Raw genomic sequence first — 23,757 nt, 5'->3', positions numbered from 1 at the left:
CTCCTTCGTTGGCAAGTCGATCAGCTTCATCCTTCCCATCGCTCCGCTGCCGCGCAAGGATTCAGGCGCGCTGTGCCGGCGCCCGGGGACGCCGCCGCGGGGGCTGCAACAGGCACAATAGGCTCATGGCAAATACCAGCAAGGGCCGGATGCCGCGCCTGGAAGACGTGGCCAAGGTGGCGGGGGTCTCCCACCAGACCGTCTCCCGGGTGGTGAACAACCATCCCAACGTCAGCAAGGCGACCCGGGAAAAGGTGGAGGCCGCCATTGCCGAACTGGGGTACCGGCGCAACACCGCGGCCCGGAGCCTGGTCACCCGGCGCTCGCAGACCATTGGCGTGCTGGCAAGCGAGCTTTCGCAGTACGGCCCGGCCAACACCCTGCTGGGGGTTGAACATGCCGCCCGCAACGCCGGTTACTTTGTCAGTATCGCGGCCCTGCGGGAAATCAGCCGGGATGCCATCTCCAACGCCGTGGGCCACTTCATGGACCAGGCCGTGGACGGGATCGCCGTGCTGGTGCCGCACTCGGACACCCTCGCAGTGCTGGAGCAGATGAATCTTCCCGTGCCCGTGGTGGCAGTGGGCTCGGCCGGCAGCGCTTCCGTCAGCGGTGCGATGGTGGACCAGCGTGCAGGCGCCAGGCTCGCCGTCGAACATCTCATCAGTGAGGGGCACCGGCAGATCGGGCACATCGCCGGCCCGCCTGACTGGACGGACGGCGCTGAGCGCGCTGAGGGGTGGCGTGCTGCCCTCCGGGATGCCGGCCTGGACGATTCCCTGCTGGTTGAGGGGGACTGGAGCGCGGGCAGCGGTTACGCGATCGGCCGCAAGCTGGCCTCCGGGCTCAGGGCCACGGCCATCTTCGTTGGAAACGACCAGATGGCCCTGGGCCTGCTGCGCGCGTTCACCGAGGCGGGGGTCAGGGTGCCCGACGACGTCTCCGTGGTGGGCTTCGACGACCAGCCGGAGGCGGGGTACTTCACGCCGCCGCTGACCACCGTCCGCCAGGACTTCGAGGAGCTGGGACGCCGCTGCATGGACATCATGCTGAAGGAAATCGAGTCGGGTGCCGCGGTGAGTTCCACTGTGGTCCCGCCGGAGCTGGTCCTGCGTGCCAGCACCGCCGCTCCAGCGCGCGCCTAGGCGGACGGCACCAAGTGCCAAAAAAATCTCCATGATTCTGCATCCAAATCCGGGGCTGCGCCGGTAGTAGGAGTGTCAGCAAAAAACGCCCGTCAGCCGGGCCCTTCAAGGAGATGGACATGCGCAACAAAATCTTCACCGCAGGTGCCGGTGCAGCAGCCATTGCAGCCGCAATCGCTCTGGCCGGTCCCGCCCACGCAGCAGACGGGGATGCCCAGCTGTCCGTGCTGCATGGCGTTCCCGGACTGACCGTGGACGTTTGGGTCAACGGTGACCGCACCCTGGATGACTTTGCCCCCGGAACCCTTGCAGGGCCACTGGCCCTTCCGGCCGGCACCTACGAAATCGCCATCACGGCAGCCGATGCCGCCAACGCCTCCGCGCCGGCCATTGGTCCGGTGAGCGTCACCCTTGCCGCCAACGGAAACTACACGGCCGCAGCCCACCTCGGCGCCGATGGCAAGCCCACCGCCAGCCTGTTCACCAACGACGTGTCCCAAATTCCCGCCGGGAAGGGCAAACTGACGGTCCGGCACGCAGCCGCAGCCCCCGCCGTCGATGTCCTGGCAGGCGGCACCGCCGTTGTCACCAACCTGGCCAACCCGAACGAAAAGACCCTGACCCTGGATCCCGGCACCGTCCCGGCCGCGGTGGCTGCCGCAGGCACCACCACCCCGGTGATCGGCCCGGCCGACGTGGCGGTGGCTGAAGGTACCCACACCATCGTCTACGCCTGGGGCAGCCTGGCCGACCAGAACCTGAAGCTTGCAGTCCAGACCATCGAGGGCCTGCATTCCGCACCGGCCTCTGTGCCGGGTGCCCTTGACGGGTCCGCGGATGCCGGTGGAGCGGGCCCTGCCGTTGCCACCGCCGGGTTTGGCCTGGCAGCGCTGGCCCTCCTCGCGGGGGCGGTGGGCGCAGCCCGCGCGGTCCGCGCACGGCGGGCGGAACTGTAACCGGGCCAGACGCCCGCTGAAGGACCACACCGCAGGGGCCCGGCCGGCTACGGACGGGCCCCTGCGCCGGCCCCGCCAATGGCCGGCATACATGGAAGGGAGGCGGCAGGCATGATGGCAGGCACGACGCCGGCACCCGGGTACCGCCGTCGCCATCCGGCAGGCGGCGCGGCGGCAGCGATGGTGGCTGCCGCGTTGGTTTTGTCCGGCTGCGGTCCTGCCCGTCCCACTGGTTCCCCCGGTCACACTGGTTCTGCGGGTCCCACCGGTTCTGCCGGGCAGGCGGCCCCCTCCACGGTTGCCGCGGCAACCGGCTCTCACGAGCCGGCGCCCTCGCCGGGGGCGCCGGCCCCTGCCGGCTCCGCTGTACCTCCCACCGGGGCCATCCCGGTCCGGCCCGCGGCTCCAACCGCCGCGGCGGTGGTGCCGGCACCAACATCACTGACCGTGGCGGGCACTGCCATCGACATGCCGGTGGTGCCCGGGGGAGTTTCCGGCGGCGGAGCGATGGAAATCCCTGACGCCTTCGACCGGGCGGCCTGGTACAAATTCGGTCCGGCCCCGGGAGCCGCCGAGGGAACCGCCGTCATCGCCGGCCATATCGACACCACGTCCGACCGGGCACCGTTCTCGGCATTGAAGTCCCTCTCGCCGGGAATCCTCATCCGCGTGGGCAGGGATGGGGCCGCGCCGCTCGCCTACCGGGTGGTGGGAGTGGAACTGATGGCAAAGGACAAGTTCGACGGCGGCGCCCTGTTCCGCCGGTCCGGCCCACACGAACTCAAGCTGGTCACCTGCGGCGGCCGATGGCTGGACGAGCGGATGGACTACAGCGACAATGTCATTGTCACCGCAGTTCCTGCATGAACCTGGTTTTTGCATCACCGGTGGCCAGCCATGTAACTCGTGCGCCGACGCCGGGAAGGAGTTGCCTGTGACGCTTCCCGGGCACGCTTTCCGCGGATGGGATGACGCACTGACCGACTCCTTCCTGGCCGGGGATGAGCACGCCCTGGCAGCGGCCTACCGTGAGTTCGCGCCCCTGGTGCACACCCTTGCCTTGCGTTCCCTGCCGGACAGGGCAGCGGCGGACGACGTGACCCAGGAGGTCTTCATCCGGGCCTGGCGTTCGCGGAGTACCTTCAACCCGCAAGTGGCCAGGCTGCCGGCGTGGATCGTGGGAATCACCCGGAACGCCATCACCGATGCCCATTCGGCGGCAGCCCGGGAAGCACGCAAGGCCTTCGCCGCGGCCGGAGCCGGTATGGGAGAAGACGCCGGAACGGGAACAGAGGCGGCGGAAATGCTGGCGGACAGGCTGCTCCTGGACGGCGAACTGGAGAGGCTGGGCGAGCCCCAGGGGTCCATCATGAAGCTCGCCTTTTACGAGGACCTGACCCACGAGCAGATTTCACGCAAACTGGGCCTTCCCCTTGGTACGGTCAAGAGCCACATCCGCAGGAGCCTGTCGCACCTGCGAAGCAGATTGGAGGTAGACCATGCCGCATCTTGATCCGGAACAGTTGAGCCTCCTGGCACTTTACGACGGCTGGGAGGACCCGGGTGCCCGGGAGCACCTGGCTGCCTGCCCCGAGTGCGCCGCCGATTTTGCCGCCCTGCGCCGCACGGTGGACGCGGTGAAGACCGCACCGGACACCAGTCGCCTGGCCGTGCCCGGGCCACAGGTATGGGCTGGAATCCACCGGGAACTGGGCCTTTCGGGGTCCGTGCGGGAGGATCCGCTGGCGGCGGACGCCGCCAAGGGAAACAGCGCGGGTCCGGCGGCCGCACCTGCGGACGCGCCGCCGTCGAACGTCATCCCTGTCCGCCGGCGGACCAAAGGTGCCTGGTGGCAGCGCCCCGGTACGTGGGTGGCAGCTGCAGCCGCAGCCGTCCTGGTGGTGGTTGGTGCGGTGTTGACCTTGACCCGTCCGCCCCAGCCCCAGCAGCTGGCCTCTGCCCAGCTGGCGCCGCTGGCGCAGCACTCCGCCGCAGGATCGGCCAAGGTGGTGACGGCGCCCGACGGTTCCCGCAACCTGGAAATCAGCCTGGACAAGGATGAAGCCAAGGGTTACCAGGAGGTGTGGCTGATTGCGCCGGACCTTTCCCGGCTGGTCAGCCTGGGCGTCATGAACTCCACATCCGGAACGTTCCAGGTGCCCACCGGCCTGGACCTCTCCCAGTACCCGGTGGTGGATGTTTCCGACGAACCGATGGACGGCAATCCTGCGCACTCCAGCGTGAGCATCGCCAGGGGCACCCTGTCATCCTGACGCGGTCAGCCGCCGAAGTGTGAGTGCGGGGCACCTTCCGGCAACCGCTCCAGCAGTTCCTCCGCCACCTTGCGCAGCTTGATGTTCCGGTGGCTGGAAGCCTTGGCAAGGATGGAGAAGGCCTCCTGGTACGAGCACCTGTTCTGGGCCATGATCACGCCGCAGGCAACGTTGATGGAGGTGCGGCTGTCCAGGGCCGAACGGAGGTCGGTGGCCAGCGAGCGGGCGGAGTGCAGGTTGATGGCCATCTGCAGGCTCTTGGCTGCCAGGGCGGCAAAGGTGCGTGCCTCGGCGATGGCCTGCAGCGGGAAAGCCTTCGAGTCGTGCGCGAAGAAGGCAAGTGCGGCGGCGGTCCTGCCGGGGCCACTGCTGCCGATCGTTTGGTCATCTTCCGCGGGGTCCGCTTCCAGGCGGAGCCGTACGGCAAGGGCACTGCCGAACCCAGATAACTGCAACTGCGACGAATAGTGCTGCCACCGGAAATCCCCGTTCCGCTGGAGCACCGCGACGGGGTGCCCGCCTGACATGACGTCAGTTACCGGCCCCTCGTCCATTTCCCGTTCCCAGTCCAGCATCCGCACTACTTCACCGGTGGTGCCCGTTATGGCAGGAGTCCGCTTGGCCTGGTGCAGCACCAGGCCGCAGCCCACGTCAATCCCGGCGGTGGCGGCCACATGGTCAGCCGAGGCGGCCACCAGCAGCCTAAGGGAATCGGAGAGGGTCTGGGCGTCGTTGACCAGGTCCAGCACGAGGGCGGGGTTCCGGGGTGCACCGCGTTCACGGCCGCGCGGCTCCGGATGGGGCACGCGCGTCCTGCGGGTGTTCGCTGCGGAAAGAGGGCCGGCGACGGCTGGGGGAGAGCCCTTGGTCTCAAAGGACTCCTCGTCGCCGGCCCCGCTTAGTACCCGGGTCCTATGAACCGGGAAGCCTGGGTTTACCTGTCGTGCATGCATTGCCAGTCTCACACCCCCTAGTGAGCCAAGTACCGGAAAGCAGAACAGGTCTTGTCTCTGTGAAAAACCTAATGGCCGTCCAGCCCCCAGTGGATGCGTAACCAGTACCTGTTTTTCCGATTAGGGAGTACTTGGGCGCGCCCTGCGGAACCCCTCAGGCGTGTTGCCGCAGGTGGGAAGCGGGTCGCTTGGCGGCCCAGGGGTGTGGCCGCGCTGCCGCCCGGTCAACGGAGCACTTGACTCCCGAGGCGGGCCCCCCAACAATAGTTTCTATAACGTTGTAAAAACTAAGCCGAGGATGCCTTCGTGACCCAGCCAGAACCCGCCGCAGCAAAAATCACCGTCGACCCGTCGTTCACCGTGGGGCCGGTCCGCCGTCGTACGTTCGGTGCCTTTGTTGAGCACCTAGGCCGGTGCGTCTACACCGGCATCTTTGAACCTGACCACCCGGATGCCGACGACGACGGGTTCCGGAGGGACGTCCTCGCGCTCACCCGCGAACTGGGGGTATCCACCGTCCGCTACCCCGGCGGCAACTTTGTGTCCGGCTACCGCTGGGAGGACGGGGTGGGCCCGGTTGACCAGCGGCCCGTGCGCCTGGACCTGGCCTGGCACTCCACCGATCCCAACACGGTGGGCGTGGACGAGTTCGCCACGTGGTCCGCCAAGGCCGGCGTTGAACCCATGATGGCGGTGAACCTGGGCACCCGCGGGGTCCAGGAGGCGCTGGACCTCCTGGAGTACTGCAACATCGACGCCGGCACGGCGCTGGCCGGCCAGCGCCAGGCGAACGGTGCCCGGGACGGCTATGGCATCAGGATGTGGTGCCTGGGCAACGAAATGGATGGCCCCTGGCAGATCGGCCACAAGAACGCGCTGGAATACGGCCGCCTGGCCGCCGACACTGCCCGTGCCATGCGCATGATGCAGCCGGACGTGGAGTTGGTGGCCTGCGGCAGTTCAGGGCCCACCATGCCGACTTTCGGTGAGTGGGAACGCGTGGTTTTGACGGAGACCTACGAGCTGGTGGACCTGATCTCGGCGCACCAGTACTTCGAGGACTTCGGCGACCTGCAGGAACACCTCGCCGCGGGACACAAGATGGAGGCCTTCATCCGCGACCTCGTCAGCCACATCGACCATGTGAAGTCGGTCAAGAAATCCTCCAAGCAGGTGAACATCTCCTTCGACGAGTGGAACGTCTGGCACATGAGCCGCGACGAGTCCAAGGTGCCCACCGGCAAGGACTGGCCCGTGGCCCCCGTCCTGCTGGAGGACACCTACACGGTGGCGGACGCCGTCGTCGTGGGGGACCTGCTGGTCACGCTGCTCCGCAACACGGACCGCGTCCACTCCGCCAGCCTGGCGCAGCTGGTGAACGTCATCGCCCCCATCATGACCGAGCCGGGCGGCCGCGCCTGGAAGCAGACCACCTTCCACCCCTTCGCCCTGACCTCACGGCACGCCTCCGGCACCGTCCTGCAACTCGCCGTCGAATCCCCACTGGTCAGCGGCGGCACGACAACTGACGTCGCCGCCCTGTCCGCCGTCGCCACGTATGACGCGGACAAGGGCGAAGCCGTGGTGTTCGCCGTCAACCGGTCCGCCGGCCAGGCACTGACGCTTGACGCAGCCGTGGCCGGGCTGGGCGATGTCCGGTTGCTGGAGGCGGTGACCTACGCCAACAAGGACCCGTACTGGCAGGCCAGCGCCGACGATTCCACCTCCGTCCTGCCATCGGAAAACGGCACCGTGAAGGTGGACGGCGGGAGGCTCACCGCCGAACTCCCCGCCGTGTCCTGGTCCATGATCCGGCTGTCCGTGGACAGCTGACCCCCCCCGGGGGCGGGAGGGCAGGGGCGCCCTTATGACGACGGCGGGCCGCAGGTGGGAGGATGGACGGCATGGAACTGCACATCACGGGCGATCCCGCCGCGGACAAGTTGTTGAGCGAGGACGACTTCGCCCTGCTGACCGGCATGCTGCTGGACCAGCAGGTGACGATGGAATCGGCCTTTGCCGGGCCCGAGAAGATCCGCAGCCGGATCGGGTCGCTTAAGCCGGAGGCCATCGCCGCGCAGGACCCCCAGGCGTTTGTGGAGATGTTCAAGGAACGGCCCGCCGTACACCGCTTCCCCGGTTCCATGGCCGCCCGGGTGCAGGCGTTGGCCGAGGCCGTCCAGAGCGAGTGGGACGGGGACGCCGCGGCCATCTGGACCAAAGGGTCACCGGACGGGGCCGAGGTGCTGCGCCGCCTCAAGGCCCTGCCCGGATTCGGCGAGCAGAAGGCGAAAATCTTCCTGGCCCTCCTGGGCAAGCAGCGCGGCCTGAATGCGCCGGGATGGCGTGAAGCCGCGGGACACTATGGTGAGGACGGCAGCTACCTGTCAGTGGCAGACATCGTGGACCCGGAATCCCTGGCAAGAGTGCGCGCCAGCAAGCAGGCCGCCAAAGCAGCGGCGAAAGCAGGAAAAGAACGTTAATGGCAGTCACCATGAACGACGTCGCACGGGCGGCGGGCGTTTCCCTCAAGACCGTTTCCAACGTCCTGAACGACTACGAATTCATCCGTCCGGCCACCAAGCAGCGGGTGCAGGATGCCATTGCGGAGCTGGGCTACGAAGCCAACCTCACGGCGCGCAGCCTCCGGTCCGGCAAGACTTCCATGCTGGGGCTGGTCCTGTCCGACCTCTCCGCCCCGTACTACGCCGAGCTGGCGTCCAGGCTGATGAAGGCCGCTTCCCGCCGGGGTTACCGGGTGCTGGTGGAGCAGTCCGACGCGGAAGCGGCCGCTGAACTGGGCGCCCTGCAGGGGACGTTCCGGCAGCTCACCGACGGCCTGCTGTTCACGCCGCTGATGGTTGACGCGGAGGCCATTTCCGCGCGTGCCGGCAGCAAGCCGCTGGTGATGCTCGGCGAGCACATCATGGATCCCCGCTTCGACCTGGTCACGATGAAGAACGGGGAAGCCGCGGCGGCGCTCACGGCGCACCTGCTGGCCGGCGGCCGCCGCCGCATTGCCGTGATCGGGGCGAACGCCGGGGAGACCTCCGGCAGCGGGGGCCTGCGCCTGAACGGATACCGGAAGGCGCTGGAGGCAGCCGGCATCGCGTTCGACCCTGCCCTGGTGGTGCCTGCGGAGTGGCGCCGCGACACCGGCGCCGCCGCCGTGGCCGGCCTCCTGGCATCCGGCGTGGAGTTCGACGCCGTCTTCGGGCTGAACGACGTGCTGGCACTCGGCGCATTGCACGAACTCCTGATCCGCGGGGTTAAGGTGCCCCAGGACGTGGCCGTGGCAGGCTTTGACGACATCGACGAAGCCCGGTTCGCGTCCCCGTCCCTGACCACCGTCTCGCCGGGCATGGACGAGATCGCGGAACGGTCCATCGGCCTGCTGCTGGACCGGATCGCCGGGCGCGAGACATCCGGGGCGGGCGTGCACGTGGAGGCCGGGTTCGAACTAAAGATCCGCGAGTCCGCGCCGTAGTTCCGGGCGGCCAGGTTTCGCCTGCTCCGCAAGCGGGTACTCCTATGCCACCGGTTCAAGAGACGGAAAGGTGCCGCCATGATTGCCCTCCTGGTCATCGACATGCAGAACGCTTTCTTCGAAACCCCCGAACTGGCAGCCCAGCGGGAACGGGTGGTCAGCAAGTGCAACCGGCTGCTGGAAGGGTTCAAGGCCGCCGGCCACAAGGCGCTGCTGGTGGGCACCGAACACGAGCGGGACAAATCCACCTGGACCCTCAGCATGCTCGACGACGACCAGGGGTTCATCTTCCGCGGCAGTGAACAGGCCCAGTCCGTGCCGGGGCTCATCACCGAAGACCTGCCCCAGCTGAACAAGACCCGCGACAGCGCCTTCGTGGGCACCAACCTGCTGGCCCGGCTGCGGAACTGGGGAGCCGACCAGGTGGTGCTCGCGGGCGTCTCAACCCACAACTGCATTGCCCAGACCGCCGCCGATGCATTCGCGCACAACATCCGCGTGACGTATGCCAGGGACGCCATGGCCTCCGAAGCCGACCAGGACGCCGCCGACATGCTCCGCATCCTTTCCGCTACCTACCGCCAGCCCGTCCAGTCCAGCGGGGAGATCCTTTCCGGGCTCAGCAAGTAGGCCCCACCGGTCAGCAAACAGGCTCCGGATAGACCGGCCTGATGCTGCTGAAACCTGGCGGAAACGTGCCGGGTCTACGCTGGAGCCCACGCCGTTGGCCGTCGAAGGGAAATCCATGCATCTGATGCCGCGTGAGCAAGAAAAGCTCATGATCGTGGTGGCCGCGGACCTGGCCCGGCGCCGGCAGTCCCGCGGCCTGAAACTTAATTACCCGGAGGCCGTGGCCATCATCAGCTATGAACTGATCGAGGGCGCCAGGGACGGCAGGACCGTTGCCGATCTCATGAGCTACGGCACCACCCTCCTCAGCCGCGAGGACGTCATGGAGGGCGTGCCGGAAATGATCCACGACGTGCAGATCGAGGCCACCTTCCCCGACGGCACCAAGCTCGTCACCGTCCACAACCCCATCCGCTAAGGAGAGCCGCAATGATCCCAGGCGAGTACGTTCTCCGGCCGGAGCCCGTGACCGCGAACGCGGGCAGGGACGCGATCGAGGTGGCCGTGACCAACACCGGCGACCGGCCCGTCCAGGTGGGTTCCCACTTCCACTTCGCTGAGGCCAACGCTGCCTTGTCCTTCGACCGGGACGCCGCCTACGGCCGGCGCCTGGACATTCCTGCGGGAACGGCTGCGCGGTTTGAGCCGGGCGACTCCCGGAGCGTGCGGCTGATCGAACTGGCCGGGCGCCGCGAGGTGTTCGGGCTCAGCAACGCGGTCAACGGAAAGCTCGACGGCGGCACCCGCCAGGAAGGGGACGTCCAGTGAGCTTCGAGATCCCGCGCCGGCAGTATGCGGACCTGTACGGGCCCACCGCCGGTGACAGGATCCGCCTGGCGGACACCGACCTGTTCCTCGAGATCGAACAGGACCTCACCGTCTACGGTGAGGAAGTAGTGTTCGGTGGCGGCAAGGTAATCCGCGACGGCATGGGCCAGAACGGCCAGGCCACCCGCGACGAGGACATTCCCGACACCGTCATCACCAACGCGGTGGTCCTGGACTACACCGGCATCTACAAAGCGGACGTGGCACTCAAGGACGGGCATATCTTCCGCATCGGCAAAGCCGGGAACCCGCAGATCACCGACGGCGTGGACATCGTCATCGGGGCCAGCACCGAAATCATCGCCGGCGAACGGAAGATCCTCACTGCCGGCGGAATCGACACCCACATCCACTTCATCTCCCCGGACCAGGTGCCCACGGCCCTGGCCAGCGGGGTGACCACCATGATCGGCGGCGGCACCGGCCCTGCCGAAGGCACCAAGGCCACCACCGTCACACCCGGAAAGTGGCACATCCAGCGGATGCTGCAGGCGGCTGAGGGGCTGCCCATCAACATCGGGCTGTTCGGGAAAGGCCACGCGTCCGCCGTCGAACCTTTGGCCGAGCAGATCCGCGCCGGTGCCATCGGGCTGAAAGTCCACGAGGACTGGGGGTCCACCACCTCCTCCATCGATACCTCCCTGAAGGTGGCGGACGAGTACGACGTCCAGGTGGCCATCCACACCGACACGTTGAATGAGTGCGGATTCGTGGAGGACACCATCCGCGCCATCGACGGCCGCGTTATCCACACCTTCCACACGGAGGGTGCCGGCGGCGGCCACGCCCCGGACATCATCAAGATTGCCGGCATGCCCAATGTCCTGCCGGCCTCCACCAACCCCACGCTGCCCTATACGCGGAACACCATCGAAGAGCACCTGGACATGCTCATGGTGTGCCACCACCTCAACCCGGACATCCCCGAGGACGTGGCCTTTGCCGATTCCCGGATCCGGGCTGAAACAATCGCCGCCGAGGACGTCCTGCAGGACCTGGGCATCTTCTCCATCACCTCCTCCGACTCCCAGGCAATGGGCCGGGTGGGCGAGGTGATCACCCGCACGTGGCAGGTGGCGGACAAGATGAAGAAGCAGCGCGGGGTGTTGGAAGATCCCGCCGCCGGAATCCATGGCAGCGCGGGCAGCGACAACTTCCGGCTCAAGCGCTACGTGGCGAAATACACCATCAACCCCGCCATCGCCCAGGGCATCGCCGACTCCGTGGGGTCGCTGGAGGTTGGCAAGTTTGCGGACCTGGTCCTCTGGGATCCCGCGTTCTTCGGCGTCAAACCCGAGCTGGTGCTCAAAGGCGGGCAGATCGCCTACGCACTGATGGGGGACGCGAACGCCTCCATCCCCACTCCCCAGCCCCGCACCATGCGGCCCATGTTCGCCACGTTCGGCAAAGCCATGCAGCAGTCCTCCATCACCTTCCTGTCCCAGTGCGCGATCGACGCCGGGGTACCCCAGGAACTGGGGCTGGAAAAGGTCATCCGGGCCGTCTCCGGCATCCGGACCCTCACCAAGGCCGATCTCAAGTACAACGACGCCACCCCCGACATCCAGGTGGACCCGGAAACGTACCAGGTAACGGTCGACGGCGAGGACGTCACCTGCGAACCCGCGGACGTCCTGCCCATGGCCCAGCGTTATTTCCTGTTCTAGACCCCACCGGAGCCCCCACGTGATCATCGACAAAGTCCTCGGCAACCTGCACGACCTTCCGGACCCCGAAACCTACGCCGGGCTGCACCGGGAAAAGGTGGTGCTTCCCAGCTCCCAGCTGGTCAAACGCATCCAGCGCGCCACCACCGACCACGGAAAGGAAATCGGCATCCGCCTCCCCTCCGGCTCCGGGGACCTCCGCGACGGCGACATCCTCCACGTGGAAGAGGCCAACATGATCGTGGTGTCCGTGCTGCCCACCGACGTCCTGGTCATCGCACCCCGCACCATCTCCGAAATGGGCGTCACCGCGCACTCCCTCGGCAACCGCCACCTCCAGGCCCAGTTCTTCGGCGCCGCTTCCGAATACGGGGCGGACGTCATGGTGTGCGCCTACGACCACACCGTCGAGGACTACCTCCGCCACAATGCCGTCCCGTACACCCGCCAGCAACGCGTCATGCCTGTACCTTTCCGCCATGCTGAGCACAGCCACTAACTATCAGCTGGCGCTTCAGCAGCTTGTCGATTCCGCTTTGCCTACCGGGGCGTTTGCGCACTCCCTTGGGTTCGAGACATACATCGAGCGGGAGCTCGTATCTGATGAAGAGTCCTTCGGTATCTGGCTCGGCGCGTTCATCGGGCAGCAGCTGACATACTCTGACGGGCTCGCCATCCGCTTTCTCTACGGGGGTGTTGATGTGGGGGAGCTGGATACTTTGCTCTCTGCGTCCCTGTTGCCCCGGCAGGTGCGGGAGGCGGGCATCAAAATGGGGCTTCGGTTGCTGGAGATCGGGGCGGAGGTGTTTCCGTCGCCTGCGCTGGAACTGTACCGGGACCTGGTGACCACGGGCCGGGCCGCCGGGCACCAGCCGCTGGCGTTCGCCGTCGTCGCCCGCTCCCTGGGCGTGCCGCTCCAGGAGGCGCTCGCCGCCTACCTCTTTGCCACCGCCACCTCCCTGACGCAGAATGCCGTCCGCGCCATCCCCCTGGGGCAGAACGCCGGGCAGCGGGTGCTGCGGAAAGCGCACGACGACGTTGCTGCCGCCATCGACAGCATCGCCCGCCTGGCGCTGGACGACTTCGGCGCCGTCAGTCCGGGGCTGGAAATCTCGCAAATGCGGCACGAACGCCAACGTGCCCGGATGTTCATGAGCTGACCGTGCTTGTAAATACTGTGCTTTTGAGTCAAAGGAGGACATATGTCTGAACCCATCAAGATCGGCATCGGCGGCCCCGTGGGAGCCGGCAAGACCCAGCTCGTGGAGCGGCTTACCCGGCACATGAGCGGGGGGATCTCCATGGCCGCCATCACCAACGACATCTACACCATCGAGGACGCCAAGATCCTTGCCGCCAACGGCATCCTCCCCGTGGACCGGATCATCGGCGTCGAAACCGGCGGCTGCCCGCACACCGCCATCCGCGAGGACACCTCCATGAACACCGCCGCCATCGAGGAACTCAAAACCCGCCACCCCGACCTGCAGGTCATCTTCGTCGAATCCGGCGGCGACAACCTCTCCGCCACCTTCAGCCCCGAACTCGTGGACTTCTCCATCTACATCATCGACGTCGCCCAGGGCGAGAAGATCCCGCGCAAAGCCGGCCAGGGCATGATCAAGTCCGACCTCTTCATCATCAACAAAACCGACCTCGCGCCGCACGTCGGGGCTGACCTGGCCGTCATGGAGCGGGATTCCCTCGAGTTCCGCGGCAACAAACCGTTCTGCTTCACCAACCTGAAAACTGACGAGGGCCTGGACAAGGTCATCGACTGGATCCGGCACGACGTCCTGATGCTCGACCTGGCGCACTAGACATGGCAGTCGTGGACTTGCCCGAAGGTGACGTAGCCGCCGGATCCAGCCACGGACAGTCACCTATGGGGCGGCTTGAGCTGGGCGTCACTTTGCGGGGCCGCCGGTCCCTTGCCTCACATCAGTTCCATGAGGGGGCCCTTCGGGTACTCCGCCCGCACTACCTCGATGACTCCGGGCAGGTTTGTTATGTCGTGGTGAATCCTGGCGGGGCGTATCTTGGCGCTGACCTCTTCCTTGTTGATGTTGAGGTCCAGGATGGGGCTGACCTTCTCCTGACCACCCAGTCCGCCACGAAGGTTTACCGGACTCCCGGGTCTTTTGCAGAGCAGCGGATGACTGTGCGGCTGGGGGAGGGGGCGCGGCTGGAACTCATGCCCGACCAGCTCATCGCCTACCGCCAGGCCAGTTACCGGCAGCGGACCTCCGTGACCCTGCGGCCGTCGTCGAGCCTGGTCATGGCCGAGGTAGTAACCCCCGGCTGGTCGCCCGACGGAGCCGCCTTCCGGTACCAGGAAGTCCGGCTGCGCAACGACATCCATATTGAGGCCGCTGATGGTGACCCGCAGCTGCTGGCACTGGACAACCTGCTGATCCGGCCGCCACTCCACGACGTCACCGGACTCGGCTTCATGGAGGGATACAGCCACCTGGCGTCGCTGGTGGTGGTGGACGCACGGGTGGACCAGGCGCTCGCCGACCAACTCCACGGCCTCACCGCCGGCCGGGAATCGCTGACCGGCATCTCCCTGACCCGCACCGTGGCAGGCACAACCGGACTGGTGCTGCGGAGCCTCTCCCACAGCACCGACGAACTGAACCTGCTGCTCCGTTCCTGCACGGACCTGCTCCGCGGACTCTGGTACGGCCAGGCCCCGCTAAACCTGAGGAAGCACTGATGACCAGCATCGGCATCCTCTACCGTGACCGGGACCTGCTGCCGCTCCGGACCCGGGTGCTGTTCACTTTCGGTGCGGTAGCCGCGCTCCATGCCGCCGCCGTCGTCCTTTTGCTAGCCGGGACCTTCGGCGCAGGAAGCCGGCCGCTGTCCTCGGGGCTGGTGCTCACCGCTTACCTCGCAGGCGTGAAGCACAGCTACGACTGGGACCACCTTGCCGCCATCGACAACTCCACACGCAGGTTCGTGGCGCAGCGGCAGGATCCGGTGAGCGTGGGCTTCGCCTTCAGCCTGGGCCACAGCTCAGTGGTGAGCCTGGCAGGCGTGCTGGTGATCGCCGGCGCGTCCGTGGTGGGCGGACTGATGCAGGACGGTACGGCCGGAAACCTGGTCCTGGGCCTGATTGGCAGTGGTGTGTCCGGCCTGTTCCTGCTGGCCATCGGACTGTTCAACGGCTCCGCGTTCACCCGCTCACTTTCTGCCTACCGGCGCGCCCGTGATGGCGCCACCATTGGCCACCGGGACCTGGCGCCGCAGGGGCTGGTGGCGCGGCTGCTCGCCCGTCCGCTGTCCCGGGTGCGCCGGCCGAGGAGCATCTATGTGATCGGCTTCCTGTTCGGCCTGGGCTTTGATACTGCCACCACCATCGGGCTGCTGATGATGGCGACGGCGGCCTCGCTGGCCGGGGTGCCGCCCTTCGCCTTGCTTGCGCTGCCGCTTGCCTTCGCTGCCGCGATGACCCTGTGCGACTCGCTGAACGGCATGGCCATGATGCGGATGTACCGCTCCGCGTTGGATGATCCCCGGCGGAAGCTCGGCTTCAACGCGCTGGTCACGGGCATTTCCGCGGTCTCGGCGCTGTTCATCTCGGTGATTACCTTGGCCGGGTTCTTCCACGCGGCCTTTGCCCTTGAGGATCCGCTGACCGCGTGGCTGGCGTCCGTCGACCTGGGCGACGCCGGCCTGCTGCTGGTGGCGCTGCTCCTGGCCGTGTGGGGCGGGGCCGGGCTGCGAGGGAAGGCACTTCGAAACACGTAGCAGGGCGCGGTGCGGCCTTGACTGCCGCACCGCGCCCTGCGGTGGTCCTGAGGGGGTTCTTTAGCCGAAGTCGGCTACGTAGCTGGGAACTCCGACGGCGTCGGTTGACACCGGTGCGCCGGTGTCATTGACCACGTGGTCCAGCGTTCCCGCACCGAGGTTCACCGTCAAAAGGCTGTGCAGCCTCACACCCGGCGTTACCGGAACCTCAAAGCCACGGGTGGCGTGGATGCTTGGATCCACGTTGTTGTACACGTAGCTGCCGCCGCCCCACAGCTCGTGGGTTTTGACGGAATCTGCCACCTTGTATCCTGCCCAGCCCAGGACGCCGTCGTGCTGCCACGCTGCCTGGTTGGGCGCGTCGTAGGGGAGCTCATTCTGGAAGAAGACGGTCTTGCCGCCTTCGCCGTTCCAGATGACGTTGTACTGCTGGTAGTGCTCCACGAACAGGCCCGTGGCGGTGACGTTGTTGCCGTTGACGATCACGCCGTTCGCGCCGGTGTTGGTGGTCCAGCCGACGCCGTTCCCATGGTCGGCGCGCCAGGCCCAGATGTGGTCCAGGAGGACGTTGTCGCTGTTGACTTCCAGGCTGACCGAAGCCTTGCCAACATGCGGGCCGCCGATGCGGAAGAACACGTCATGGAGCGTGGCGGGGTTGGCCGGATCACTGTGGGCGGCGGAGTTGGCCGGCCCGCTCCCTGCGCCCTGGCGGGCCTTGCCGACGCGCATCAGGGCAGGTGACTCCACCTCTCCGGCATCTATGGTGACGGCGGCGACGTCGACACCAGGGACATCCGCCACCGTCAAGGGGACCGCTCCGTTGACGGCGGTGAGGGTTGCCATGCCCAGCCCGAGAACGACGGTTCCTGCCCGCTTGACCTCGATGCTTTGGTCAACGTCGTACACCCCCGGGGTCAGGAGGAGGTGCTTTCCCCTGGCCAGCTGGGAGTTGATGGCCTGCACTGAATCGCCGGGCTTCGCGACATAGAAGTCGGCCAAGGGGATGCTGCGGCCCTCTGTGGGACCGTTTTCCCACGTGGTCCCGGCAGAGTCCTGGCGGACGGCGGGCAGGAACACGTTGTACTGGCCGGCCTGATCCAACGTCAGGTACGGCTTCTCGCGGCTGATCGGCGTGGCGGCCAGGGTGGTGTACGGCGGGTTCGGGAAGGACTGCGGAGGCGCCCCGTTTACGCCCGAGAACACCTGGTTCCACACTCCGTTGGACCAGCTGCCGATGCTGCTGTTGCGGACCAGGTACTGCTGCTGTGAGCCGTTGATGACGGCGCCCGTCTTTGAATCCGCGATGAAGCCGCCACTGGCGTACTGCGGCCCTGCCGTGCAGTAGTCCATGAGGGAAAGGTTGCCGCCGGTGATGTTGATCCGCCGCATGGGTGAGGCCTGCGAAGCCGCCCAGAAGTTCGCCGAGCTGCGGCAGCCTTCAAGTCCGGTGACGTTGATGGTGAGGTTGGACAGCGAACGCCAGAAGTTGTTCAGCGCGATGCAGTTGTCCGCGGACAGGCAGCGGTTGTAGACGTCCACGTGCCCGTTGATGGTGACGTCGGTGGGTGCAGCACCCAGCCCCGCAACCTCCGTGGAGTAGCCCACCTGGACAATCAGCGGCTGCTCCGGGGTTCCATAGGTGCCGGGTTTGAACAACAGGGAATAGCGTTTGGTCCCCATTTCGTCGTCCACCTGCTGCGCCGCGATGGAGTCCACCGTTGCCTGGATCCGGGCCACCGGCATGCTGGGGTCGAAGACGTACACATTGGGTCCGAAGGGGTGTTGCGTCGCCTGTGGAGGAGCCGGGATCGCGGCCGGCAGGGGGGCCTGGGGCGCGGCTGCCTGGGTCGGGGCCCATGCCTGTGGTGCGGCGGGCGACGCGACGGCCATTCCTCCTCCGCTGCCTATCAGGCCGGCCAGGAGGACCGCCGTGCCGGTGACGTGTCTGAGGGGGCTTTTCATTCGCCGCGGTTGGGGGCCGTTGGGCCTTTCGGCGCGCGGCGGTTGGGGCAGGTGGGCTAGCGGCATTGCTGGTCCTGTTCGTCGGTGGGATTCGTCGAGACGGATGTGGGCGGCGAAAAGACGCGGCCGTGGGAGCGCTCTCGTCGGGGAAGCCTAACACCGCAACGGGGTGTCGACAAGGGTATATGGGAGCGCTCCTACCTCGCCTTGACAATCATCTGTGAGTTGGGACACCATGTGGTGAGAGCGCTCCCACCACGGATCGGCCTCCGCCCCGTCCCCACCGCTCCCCAGCCCCACCGTCCATCGGACCAATGGGGCATTTCTGACGAAGGAGTCTTCCCCTGTGAAAAACCCCAGCAAGTTCTCCGTGCTTTCGGCTGCCGCCGCGTGCCTTGCCCTGTCGTTGACCGCGTGCGGTTCCTCATCGCCCGAGAAGGCAGGAGTCAACGGTGCAACGGGATCCGAGCCCGTAACGCTCACGGTCGGCACGTTCAACGAATTCGGCTACGAGGCGCTCTTTGAGGAATACAAAGCCCTGAATCCGAACGTGACCATTGTGCACAAGAAGGCGGCAACCACGAATGAAGCACGGGACAACCTCACGACGCGCCTGGCCGCCGGCTCAGGCTTGTCCGATATCGAGGCCGTAGAGGTGGATTGGCTCCCGGAACTCCTGCAGTATCCGGACCGCTTTGCGGACCTGAGCGACCCCGCTGTTGAAGGTCGCTGGCTGGACTGGAAGGCCGAGGCCGCCACAACCGCCGACGGCAAGCTTCTCGGCTACGGGACCGACTCCGGCCCTGAGGCCGTCTGCTACAACGCTGAGCAGTTCAAAAAGGCCGGCCTGCCCACCCAGCGTGAGGAAGTTGCCAAACTGCTGGGCACTACGTGGGACAGCTACTTCCAAGCCGGGAAGGCATTCAAGGCCGCCAGGCCGGAGTCCGCCTGGTTCGACTCCGCCGGGGCTATCTACCAGGGCATGAGCAACCAGCTTGACAAGGTCTACGAGGAGGAAGACGGCACCGTCATCGCCACGGAGAACCAGAAGGTCAGGGACACCTACAACCAGGTCCTCAAAGCCTCCACCGAGGACGGGCTGTCAGCTCATCTCAAGCAGTGGAGCGATGACTGGGCTTCCGGTTTCCAGACCGGCGCCTTCGCCACCACCCTTTGCCCGGGCTGGATGCTCGGTGTCATCGAGGGCAACGCGGCCGGGGTCGCCGGCTGGGACGTGGCCAACGTCTTCCCCGGCGGCGGCGGAAACTGGGGCGGGTCCTACCTGACGGTCCCCACCCAGGGCGCGCACCAGGCCGAGGCGAAGAAGCTGGCAGGCTGGCTGACCGCACCCGAACAGCAGATCAAGGCATTCACTGCCAAGGGCACCTTCCCCAGCCAGAAGAAGGCCCTGGAAAGCAGTGAACTGTTGGACCAGACGAACGGGTTCTTCAACGGTGCGCCCACCGGCCGGATCTTCGCCGAACGCGCCAAGGCCGTTGACGTGACGCCTTTCAAGGGAACCAAGTTCTTTGCCATCAACGACGCCATGCAGCAGGCCCTCACCCGGGTGGATGTGGACAAATCCGACGACGCCGCCTCCTCCTGGGAGAAGTTCGCCGCCGCGGTGAAAGCCCTCTAGGCATGACTGTCACCGACCGGGTCAAGCCCCAAAGCGCCGGGGGACAGTCCCCGCGTCCGGCGGGCGCGAAGAGTGTCCGGCGCCTGGCCTTCTCGCAGCAGGTCTCCAGGTGGGACGTAAAGCTGTCCCCCTACCTCTACATCTCGCCGTTCTTTATCCTGTTCGCCGTCACCGGTCTGTTCCCGCTGGTGTACACGGCATGGGTTTCCCTGCACAACTGGAACCTCATCGGCGGCCAGGGGAAGTTCACGGGCCTGGAAAACTACGCCTTCATCGTGGCCCAGCCCTACTTCTGGAACGCCGTGGGCAACACCTTCAGCATCTTCATCCTGTCCTCCGTTCCCCAGGTTGTTATCGCCCTGGTGATAGCGGCGGTGCTGGACGCGAACCTGAGGGCGAGGACGTTCTGGCGGATGGGGGTCCTGGTCCCCTTCGTCGTGGCGCCGGTGGCAGTAGGCCTGATCTTCAACAATCTCTTTGCGGACCAGTTTGGGCTGGTTAACGGGATGTTGACGGCGGCAGGGCTGGACCCGGTCCGGTGGCATTCAGAGTCCGTTGCGAGCCACCTGGCTATTGCCACCATGGTGAACTTCCGCTGGACCGGCTACAACGCGCTGATCTTCCTCGCAGCAATGCAGGCCATTCCCCGGGATGTGTTCGAGGCGGCAACAATCGACGGCGCGGGCAGGCTGCGGCAGTTCTTTTCCGTGACCGTTCCCATGCTGCGGCCAACGGTGATCTTCGTGGTGATCACATCCACCATCGGTGGCCTTCAGATTTTCGACGAACCGCGGGTTTTCGACCAGTCCGGCCTGGGCGGAGCGGACAGGCAGTGGCAGACGCTGACCATGTACATCTGGGAACTCGGCTGGGGCCAGCGCAACTTCGGCAGGGCATCTGCCGTGGCCTGGCTGCTCTTCCTGATCATCGTGCTGATCGCCCTGCTCAACTTCCTCATCACCAAACGCATCGCAAGCAACGGAGGCCGCAAGTGAGCTCCATTCCCATGATCGAACAGTCCGCCGGGAAAGGGGCGGCCAAGGCAGCAGCGCGGCGCGGGCCAGGTACCCGGAAACAAAGGTCGGGCCACGGAAGTGACCGCCGGCCCGGCTTCCTCACTTACGGCTTCCTGGGCGCTGTCCTCCTGGCGTCCCTCTTTCCGCTCTATTGGTCCTTCCTGGTGGGCAGCCACGACAACACCGCACTGAGCCGCGGCATCCCGCTGCTGCCTGGCGGGAACTTCCTGGCCAACGCCGCCAAAGTCTTTGCCAGCATTCCGTTCTGGAAGGCAATGGGCAACAGCCTTATGGTCTCCTGCGTGACGGCGGCATCCGTCGTCGTGTTCTCCACCCTTGCCGGATTCGCCTTCGCCAAGCTCCGCTTCCGCGGCAGCAAGGCGCTGCTGGTGTTTGTCATCGCAACCATGGCCGTTCCCACCCAGCTCGGCGTAGTCCCGCTGTTTATCCTGATGTCCAAACTGGGATGGATCGGATCCCTCTGGGCCGTCATCATCCCCGGCGTTGTTACCGCATTCGGCGTCTTCTGGATGACCCAGTACCTGCGCGACGCCCTCCCGGATGAACTGATTGAAGCTGTGAGGATGGACGGTGCTTCCATGATCCAGGCCTTCTGGCACGTCGGATTCCCGGCGGCAAGGCCTGCTGCCGCCATGCTCGCGTTGTTCACTTTCGTGGCCACCTGGACGAACTTCTTCTGGCCGTTCATTGTCCTTGACCCTTCGAACCCCACCCTTCCGGTGGCCCTGCAGCTGCTCCAGGCGGCCCACTTCGTGGACTACTCCGTGGTCCTGGCCGGCGCAGTCCTGGCCACCATCCCGCTCCTGCTCCTCTTTATCGCTGCAGGCCGGCAACTCGTATCTGGAATTATGCAAGGAGCAGTCAAAGGATGAGTCCCACCCGACTTGAATTTCCGGAGGGTTTCCTCTGGGGCGCGGCAACAGCTGCCTATCAGATCGAAGGCGCAGCACACACCGGCGGCCGAGAGGACTCCATCTGGGATGTGTTCGCCCGGCTGCCCGGTGCCGTCGCGGACGGCCACAACGGTGACGTGGCCTGCGACCACTACCGGCTCTACAAGCAGGACGTGGCGCTCATGGGCAAGCTGCACATGAAGGCGTACCGGTTCTCCACGTCCTGGGCGCGCTGCGTGCCCGACGGCGTCACACCCAACCCGGAAGGGATCGCCTTCTACTCCCGCCTGGTGGATGAACTGCTGGCCGCCGGGATCACGCCATGGCTGACCCTCTACCACTGGGACCTGCCACAGGCACTTGAAGAGAGAGGCGGCTGGGCCAACCGGGACACCGCATACCGTTTCGCCGAGTACGCGGCCCTGATGCACAGCGTGCTGGGGGACCGGGTCCGCATCTGGACGACCCTTAACGAGCCGTGGTGTTCGGCTTTCCTTGGCTACGCTGCCGGCATCCACGCCCCGGGGCGTCAGGAGCCCCGTTCAGCCCTTGCTGCGGCACACCACCTTTTGCTGGGCCACGGCCTGGCGGTCCGGGAACTCCGGCGCCGCGACGCTTCGACGTCCCTGGGCATTACCCTGAACCTGACGGTCGCCGATCCCAGGGACCCCGGCAGCGCCGGCGACCGGGACGCTGCCAGGCGGATCGACGGGCAGTTCAACAGGATTTTCCTTGACCCGTTGTTCCGCGGCGAGTATCCGGACGATCTCCTGGCAGACGTCGCACACCTGGGAATGGCTGACCTGGTGCATGACGGTGACCTGGATCTTATTTCCACGCCGCTGGACCTGCTGGGCGTCAACTACTATCACGGTGAATCCCTCACGAAGGACCCGGCGGACCCCGGGGAACAGGCGGGTCAGGAGACGACGTCGGTCCCCGGGCAGGCAGCGCGCCCGGTGTCCTCCCCTTTCGTGGCGGCCGACGGGGCGCGGTCGGTTCCAAGGGGCCTGCCAAGAACGGGCATGGGCTGGGAGGTCCAGCCGGAGGGGCTGCGGCGCCTGCTCAACCGGCTGCATGGAGACTACACCGGCCCCGCCGGGATCCCCATCTACATCACCGAAAACGGGGCCGCCTACAATGATGTTCCCAATGAAGCGGGGTTCGTGGACGACCAGGACCGGCTGGGGTTCTTCGCAGCCCATCTCCAGGCCGTCCACGGGGCCATCGAAGACGGCGTGGATGTCCGCGGCTATCTCGCATGGTCCCTGCTGGACAACTTTGAATGGTCCTTTGGATACCATCAGCGCTTCGGCCTGGTCCGGGTGGACTATCCAACCCAGAATCGTGTCCCGAAAGCGAGCGGTTTGTGGTACGCGGCGGTGGCATCCGGCAACGCCATGACGGCGGCCAGCAACCTCGTGCCGGCAACAGGTCAAGGTGTCGTATTGTCGGTGTAATGAACGCAAACTCCAGCCGCCCGGCCCCGGCAGGGGCGGGGCGGCCAAGTCCAACGCTGGAGGACCTGGCGTCGGCCGCCGGCGTGTCCCGCTCTACTGCCTCCCGTGCCATCAACGGCGGATTGAAGGTGAGTCCCGAAGCCAAAGCGGCCGTCGACGCCGCGATCGTCGCTTTGGGCTACACGCCCAACCGTGCTGCGCGGAGCCTGGTTACCCGGCGTGCGGGTTCGGTGGCCCTGGTGATCCCTGAACCTGATGCCAGGGTCATGATGGACCCTTATTTTGCTGCGGTGATCACGGGAGTCAACGAGGCACTGCGCGATACGGACCTGCAGCTGGTCCTGCTGATGTCCCGGGCAGGGGACGATTCTGCACGGACCATCCGCTACCTGCGCGGCGGTCACGTTGACGGCGCGATCGTGGTGTCCCATCACCGGGCGGACGACTGGGTGGAGACCCTGGGAGCCACCGGGCTGCCAACCGTCTTCATCGGCAGGCCGTGGGACACGGCATCCGGGATTCCCTACGTGGACCTGGACAACTTCGAGGGCGGCCGGTTGGCAGCCCGGCACCTGGCCGGCATCGGCCGCACCAGGCTCGGAACTGTTGCCGGCCCTACGGACATGACAGCCGCCGTCGACCGCCTGGAAGGTTGGCTGCAGGGATTGCGGGAAGCCGGCCTCCAGCCCGGGCCCGTCATCCACGGGGACTTCACGACGGCGGGCGGTGCGGAGGCTACGGGGCGCCTGCTGTCCACGGCGCGTGAGGTGGACGGGATATTCGCTGCGTCCGACCTCATGGCGCTTGGCGTCGTGGACACTCTTCGAAGTGCGGGCCGCCGTGTGCCCGGCGACGTGGCGGTTGTCGGCTTCGATAACCATTCCATCCAGGCGGCGAACGGCCTGGGACTGACAACGGTGGCCCATCCCATGGTGGAGATGGCTGCTGCGGCAGGAAAGCTTCTGGTCAGCGCCATCGGAAACCCCGGAGAGGCATCGGAACCGGTCATCTATCCGGCGGAACTGGTGGTGCGCGGGAGCACCGCCCCGTGACCCATTAACCCAGTAACCC

General features: G+C 66.4%; 24 protein-coding genes. 22 read left to right on the top strand and 2 right to left on the bottom strand.

Annotated elements, in window-relative coordinates:
- Positions 1-125 precede the first annotated feature (125 nt).
- From ASG79_RS02980 to ASG79_RS02960, 5 genes are all read left to right on the top strand, one after another.
- Positions 126-1,145, top strand: coding sequence for a LacI family DNA-binding transcriptional regulator (locus tag ASG79_RS02980; RefSeq protein ID WP_018770918.1), 1,020 nt, complete (start codon positions 126-128; stop codon positions 1,143-1,145).
- Positions 1,146-1,264: 119 nt separating this feature from the next.
- Positions 1,265-2,101, top strand: coding sequence for a DUF4397 domain-containing protein (locus ASG79_RS02975; protein WP_056388339.1), 837 nt, complete (start codon positions 1,265-1,267; stop codon positions 2,099-2,101).
- 111 nt (positions 2,102-2,212) lie between these two features.
- Complete coding sequence (locus ASG79_RS23970; protein ID WP_156400151.1) at positions 2,213-2,968, top strand: class F sortase; 756 nt, start codon at positions 2,213-2,215, stop codon at positions 2,966-2,968.
- 67 nt (positions 2,969-3,035) lie between these two features.
- Positions 3,036-3,614: an RNA polymerase sigma factor gene (locus tag ASG79_RS02965; protein WP_018770915.1), complete on the top strand. Its 579-nt coding sequence runs from the start codon at positions 3,036-3,038 to the stop codon at positions 3,612-3,614.
- Positions 3,601-4,374 (top strand): anti-sigma factor, encoded by a 774-nt coding sequence (locus tag ASG79_RS02960; RefSeq protein ID WP_056388337.1) that lies wholly within the window; start codon positions 3,601-3,603, stop codon positions 4,372-4,374. The genes ASG79_RS02965 and ASG79_RS02960 overlap by 14 nt, the downstream gene beginning before the upstream one ends.
- A 5-nt stretch (positions 4,375-4,379) precedes the next feature.
- Here the strand turns inward: ASG79_RS02960 and ASG79_RS02955 are convergent, their stop codons facing one another.
- Positions 4,380-5,180, bottom strand: a complete 801-nt coding sequence (locus ASG79_RS02955; protein ID WP_018770913.1) for an ANTAR domain-containing protein — start codon at positions 5,178-5,180, stop codon at positions 4,380-4,382.
- A gap of 453 nt (positions 5,181-5,633) precedes the next feature.
- Between ASG79_RS02955 and ASG79_RS02950 the strand changes: the two genes are divergently transcribed.
- The 12 genes from ASG79_RS02950 to ASG79_RS02895 all read left to right on the top strand — a co-directional run bounded on the left by ASG79_RS02950 (position 5,634) and on the right by ASG79_RS02895 (position 15,695).
- Entirely contained in the window at positions 5,634-7,160 is a 1,527-nt protein-coding gene (locus ASG79_RS02950; RefSeq protein WP_018770912.1) for an alpha-N-arabinofuranosidase, read from the top strand.
- Positions 7,161-7,222: 62 nt separating this feature from the next.
- Positions 7,223-7,810, top strand: coding sequence for an HhH-GPD-type base excision DNA repair protein (locus tag ASG79_RS02945; protein ID WP_056388335.1), 588 nt, complete (start codon positions 7,223-7,225; stop codon positions 7,808-7,810).
- Complete coding sequence (locus ASG79_RS02940) at positions 7,810-8,814, top strand: LacI family DNA-binding transcriptional regulator (protein ID WP_018770910.1); 1,005 nt, start codon at positions 7,810-7,812, stop codon at positions 8,812-8,814. The genes ASG79_RS02945 and ASG79_RS02940 overlap by 1 nt, the downstream gene beginning before the upstream one ends.
- Before the next feature lie 78 nt (positions 8,815-8,892).
- Positions 8,893-9,444 (top strand): cysteine hydrolase family protein, encoded by a 552-nt coding sequence (locus ASG79_RS02935; RefSeq protein WP_056388334.1) that lies wholly within the window; start codon positions 8,893-8,895, stop codon positions 9,442-9,444.
- A 115-nt stretch (positions 9,445-9,559) separates the two neighbouring features.
- A complete protein-coding gene (locus ASG79_RS02930; RefSeq protein WP_026266013.1) occupies positions 9,560-9,862 on the top strand; it encodes an urease subunit gamma in 303 nt (100 codons plus the stop codon).
- Positions 9,863-9,873: 11 nt separating this feature from the next.
- Entirely contained in the window at positions 9,874-10,212 is a 339-nt protein-coding gene (locus ASG79_RS02925; protein ID WP_018770907.1) for an urease subunit beta, read from the top strand.
- Positions 10,209-11,939, top strand: a complete 1,731-nt coding sequence (gene ureC / locus ASG79_RS02920; protein ID WP_056388333.1) for an urease subunit alpha — start codon at positions 10,209-10,211, stop codon at positions 11,937-11,939. The genes ASG79_RS02925 and ureC overlap by 4 nt, the downstream gene beginning before the upstream one ends.
- 19 nt (positions 11,940-11,958) lie before the next feature.
- Positions 11,959-12,438 (top strand): urease accessory protein UreE, encoded by a 480-nt coding sequence (gene ureE, locus ASG79_RS02915; RefSeq protein WP_056388331.1) that lies wholly within the window; start codon positions 11,959-11,961, stop codon positions 12,436-12,438.
- On the top strand, positions 12,419-13,099 hold the full coding sequence (locus ASG79_RS02910) for an urease accessory protein UreF (RefSeq protein ID WP_056388329.1): 681 nt from the start codon (positions 12,419-12,421) through the stop codon (positions 13,097-13,099). Before ureE ends, ASG79_RS02910 begins: the two co-directional genes overlap by 20 nt.
- 42 nt (positions 13,100-13,141) lie before the next feature.
- A complete protein-coding gene (ureG, locus tag ASG79_RS02905; RefSeq protein WP_056388327.1) occupies positions 13,142-13,759 on the top strand; it encodes an urease accessory protein UreG in 618 nt (205 codons plus the stop codon).
- Positions 13,760-13,824: 65 nt separating this feature from the next.
- Positions 13,825-14,658 (top strand): urease accessory protein UreD, encoded by an 834-nt coding sequence (locus ASG79_RS02900; RefSeq protein ID WP_235509724.1) that lies wholly within the window; start codon positions 13,825-13,827, stop codon positions 14,656-14,658.
- A complete protein-coding gene (locus ASG79_RS02895; protein WP_056388323.1) occupies positions 14,658-15,695 on the top strand; it encodes a HoxN/HupN/NixA family nickel/cobalt transporter in 1,038 nt (345 codons plus the stop codon). The genes ASG79_RS02900 and ASG79_RS02895 overlap by 1 nt, the downstream gene beginning before the upstream one ends.
- 60 nt (positions 15,696-15,755) lie before the next feature.
- Here the strand turns inward: ASG79_RS02895 and ASG79_RS02890 are convergent, their stop codons facing one another.
- Positions 15,756-17,657 carry a hypothetical protein gene (locus ASG79_RS02890; RefSeq protein ID WP_056388321.1) on the bottom strand — a complete coding sequence of 634 codons (1,902 nt, stop codon included), beginning with the start codon at positions 17,655-17,657 and terminating at the stop codon, positions 15,756-15,758.
- 346 nt (positions 17,658-18,003) lie between these two features.
- Here ASG79_RS02890 and ASG79_RS02885 point away from each other — a divergent pair, with 346 nt between their 5' ends.
- From ASG79_RS02885 to ASG79_RS02865, 5 genes are read left to right on the top strand one after another with little or no spacing between them, the layout of a single operon-like run.
- On the top strand, positions 18,004-19,296 hold the full coding sequence (locus ASG79_RS02885; RefSeq protein WP_018770899.1) for an ABC transporter substrate-binding protein: 1,293 nt from the start codon (positions 18,004-18,006) through the stop codon (positions 19,294-19,296).
- Positions 19,297-19,298: 2 nt separating this feature from the next.
- Entirely contained in the window at positions 19,299-20,291 is a 993-nt protein-coding gene (locus tag ASG79_RS02880) for a carbohydrate ABC transporter permease (RefSeq protein ID WP_056388319.1), read from the top strand.
- Positions 20,288-21,205: a carbohydrate ABC transporter permease gene (locus ASG79_RS02875; protein WP_056388318.1), complete on the top strand. Its 918-nt coding sequence runs from the start codon at positions 20,288-20,290 to the stop codon at positions 21,203-21,205. Before ASG79_RS02880 ends, ASG79_RS02875 begins: the two co-directional genes overlap by 4 nt.
- Entirely contained in the window at positions 21,202-22,686 is a 1,485-nt protein-coding gene (locus ASG79_RS02870) for a glycoside hydrolase family 1 protein (RefSeq protein ID WP_056388317.1), read from the top strand. The genes ASG79_RS02875 and ASG79_RS02870 overlap by 4 nt, the downstream gene beginning before the upstream one ends.
- A complete protein-coding gene (locus ASG79_RS02865) occupies positions 22,686-23,738 on the top strand; it encodes a LacI family DNA-binding transcriptional regulator (protein ID WP_056388315.1) in 1,053 nt (350 codons plus the stop codon). Before ASG79_RS02870 ends, ASG79_RS02865 begins: the two co-directional genes overlap by 1 nt.
- The last annotated feature ends 19 nt before the right edge of the window (positions 23,739-23,757 follow it).

Source organism: Arthrobacter sp. Soil761, from assembly GCF_001428325.1.
GTDB lineage: Bacteria > Actinomycetota > Actinomycetes > Actinomycetales > Micrococcaceae > Arthrobacter.
This window is presented reverse-complemented; position numbering and strand designations above follow the sequence as displayed.

Coding starts and splice junctions, on each gene's coding strand:
- ASG79_RS02895 (WP_056388323.1), top strand. CDS start 14,658: ATGACCAGCATCGGCATCCTCTACCGTGACCGGGACCTGCTGCCGCTC.
- ASG79_RS02980 (WP_018770918.1), top strand. CDS start 126: ATGGCAAATACCAGCAAGGGCCGGATGCCGCGCCTGGAAGACGTGGCC.
- ASG79_RS02930 (WP_026266013.1), top strand. CDS start 9,560: ATGCATCTGATGCCGCGTGAGCAAGAAAAGCTCATGATCGTGGTGGCC.
- ASG79_RS02940 (WP_018770910.1), top strand. CDS start 7,810: ATGGCAGTCACCATGAACGACGTCGCACGGGCGGCGGGCGTTTCCCTC.
- ASG79_RS23970 (WP_156400151.1), top strand. CDS start 2,213: ATGATGGCAGGCACGACGCCGGCACCCGGGTACCGCCGTCGCCATCCG.
- ASG79_RS02975 (WP_056388339.1), top strand. CDS start 1,265: ATGCGCAACAAAATCTTCACCGCAGGTGCCGGTGCAGCAGCCATTGCA.
- ASG79_RS02960 (WP_056388337.1), top strand. CDS start 3,601: ATGCCGCATCTTGATCCGGAACAGTTGAGCCTCCTGGCACTTTACGAC.
- ASG79_RS02935 (WP_056388334.1), top strand. CDS start 8,893: ATGATTGCCCTCCTGGTCATCGACATGCAGAACGCTTTCTTCGAAACC.
- ureG (WP_056388327.1), top strand. CDS start 13,142: ATGTCTGAACCCATCAAGATCGGCATCGGCGGCCCCGTGGGAGCCGGC.
- ASG79_RS02880 (WP_056388319.1), top strand. CDS start 19,299: ATGACTGTCACCGACCGGGTCAAGCCCCAAAGCGCCGGGGGACAGTCC.
- ASG79_RS02870 (WP_056388317.1), top strand. CDS start 21,202: ATGAGTCCCACCCGACTTGAATTTCCGGAGGGTTTCCTCTGGGGCGCG.
- ASG79_RS02945 (WP_056388335.1), top strand. CDS start 7,223: ATGGACGGCATGGAACTGCACATCACGGGCGATCCCGCCGCGGACAAG.
- ASG79_RS02900 (WP_235509724.1), top strand. CDS start 13,825: ATGGGGCGGCTTGAGCTGGGCGTCACTTTGCGGGGCCGCCGGTCCCTT.
- ASG79_RS02910 (WP_056388329.1), top strand. CDS start 12,419: ATGCTGAGCACAGCCACTAACTATCAGCTGGCGCTTCAGCAGCTTGTC.
- ASG79_RS02865 (WP_056388315.1), top strand. CDS start 22,686: ATGAACGCAAACTCCAGCCGCCCGGCCCCGGCAGGGGCGGGGCGGCCA.
- ASG79_RS02890 (WP_056388321.1), bottom strand. CDS start 17,657: ATGAAAAGCCCCCTCAGACACGTCACCGGCACGGCGGTCCTCCTGGCC.
- ASG79_RS02925 (WP_018770907.1), top strand. CDS start 9,874: ATGATCCCAGGCGAGTACGTTCTCCGGCCGGAGCCCGTGACCGCGAAC.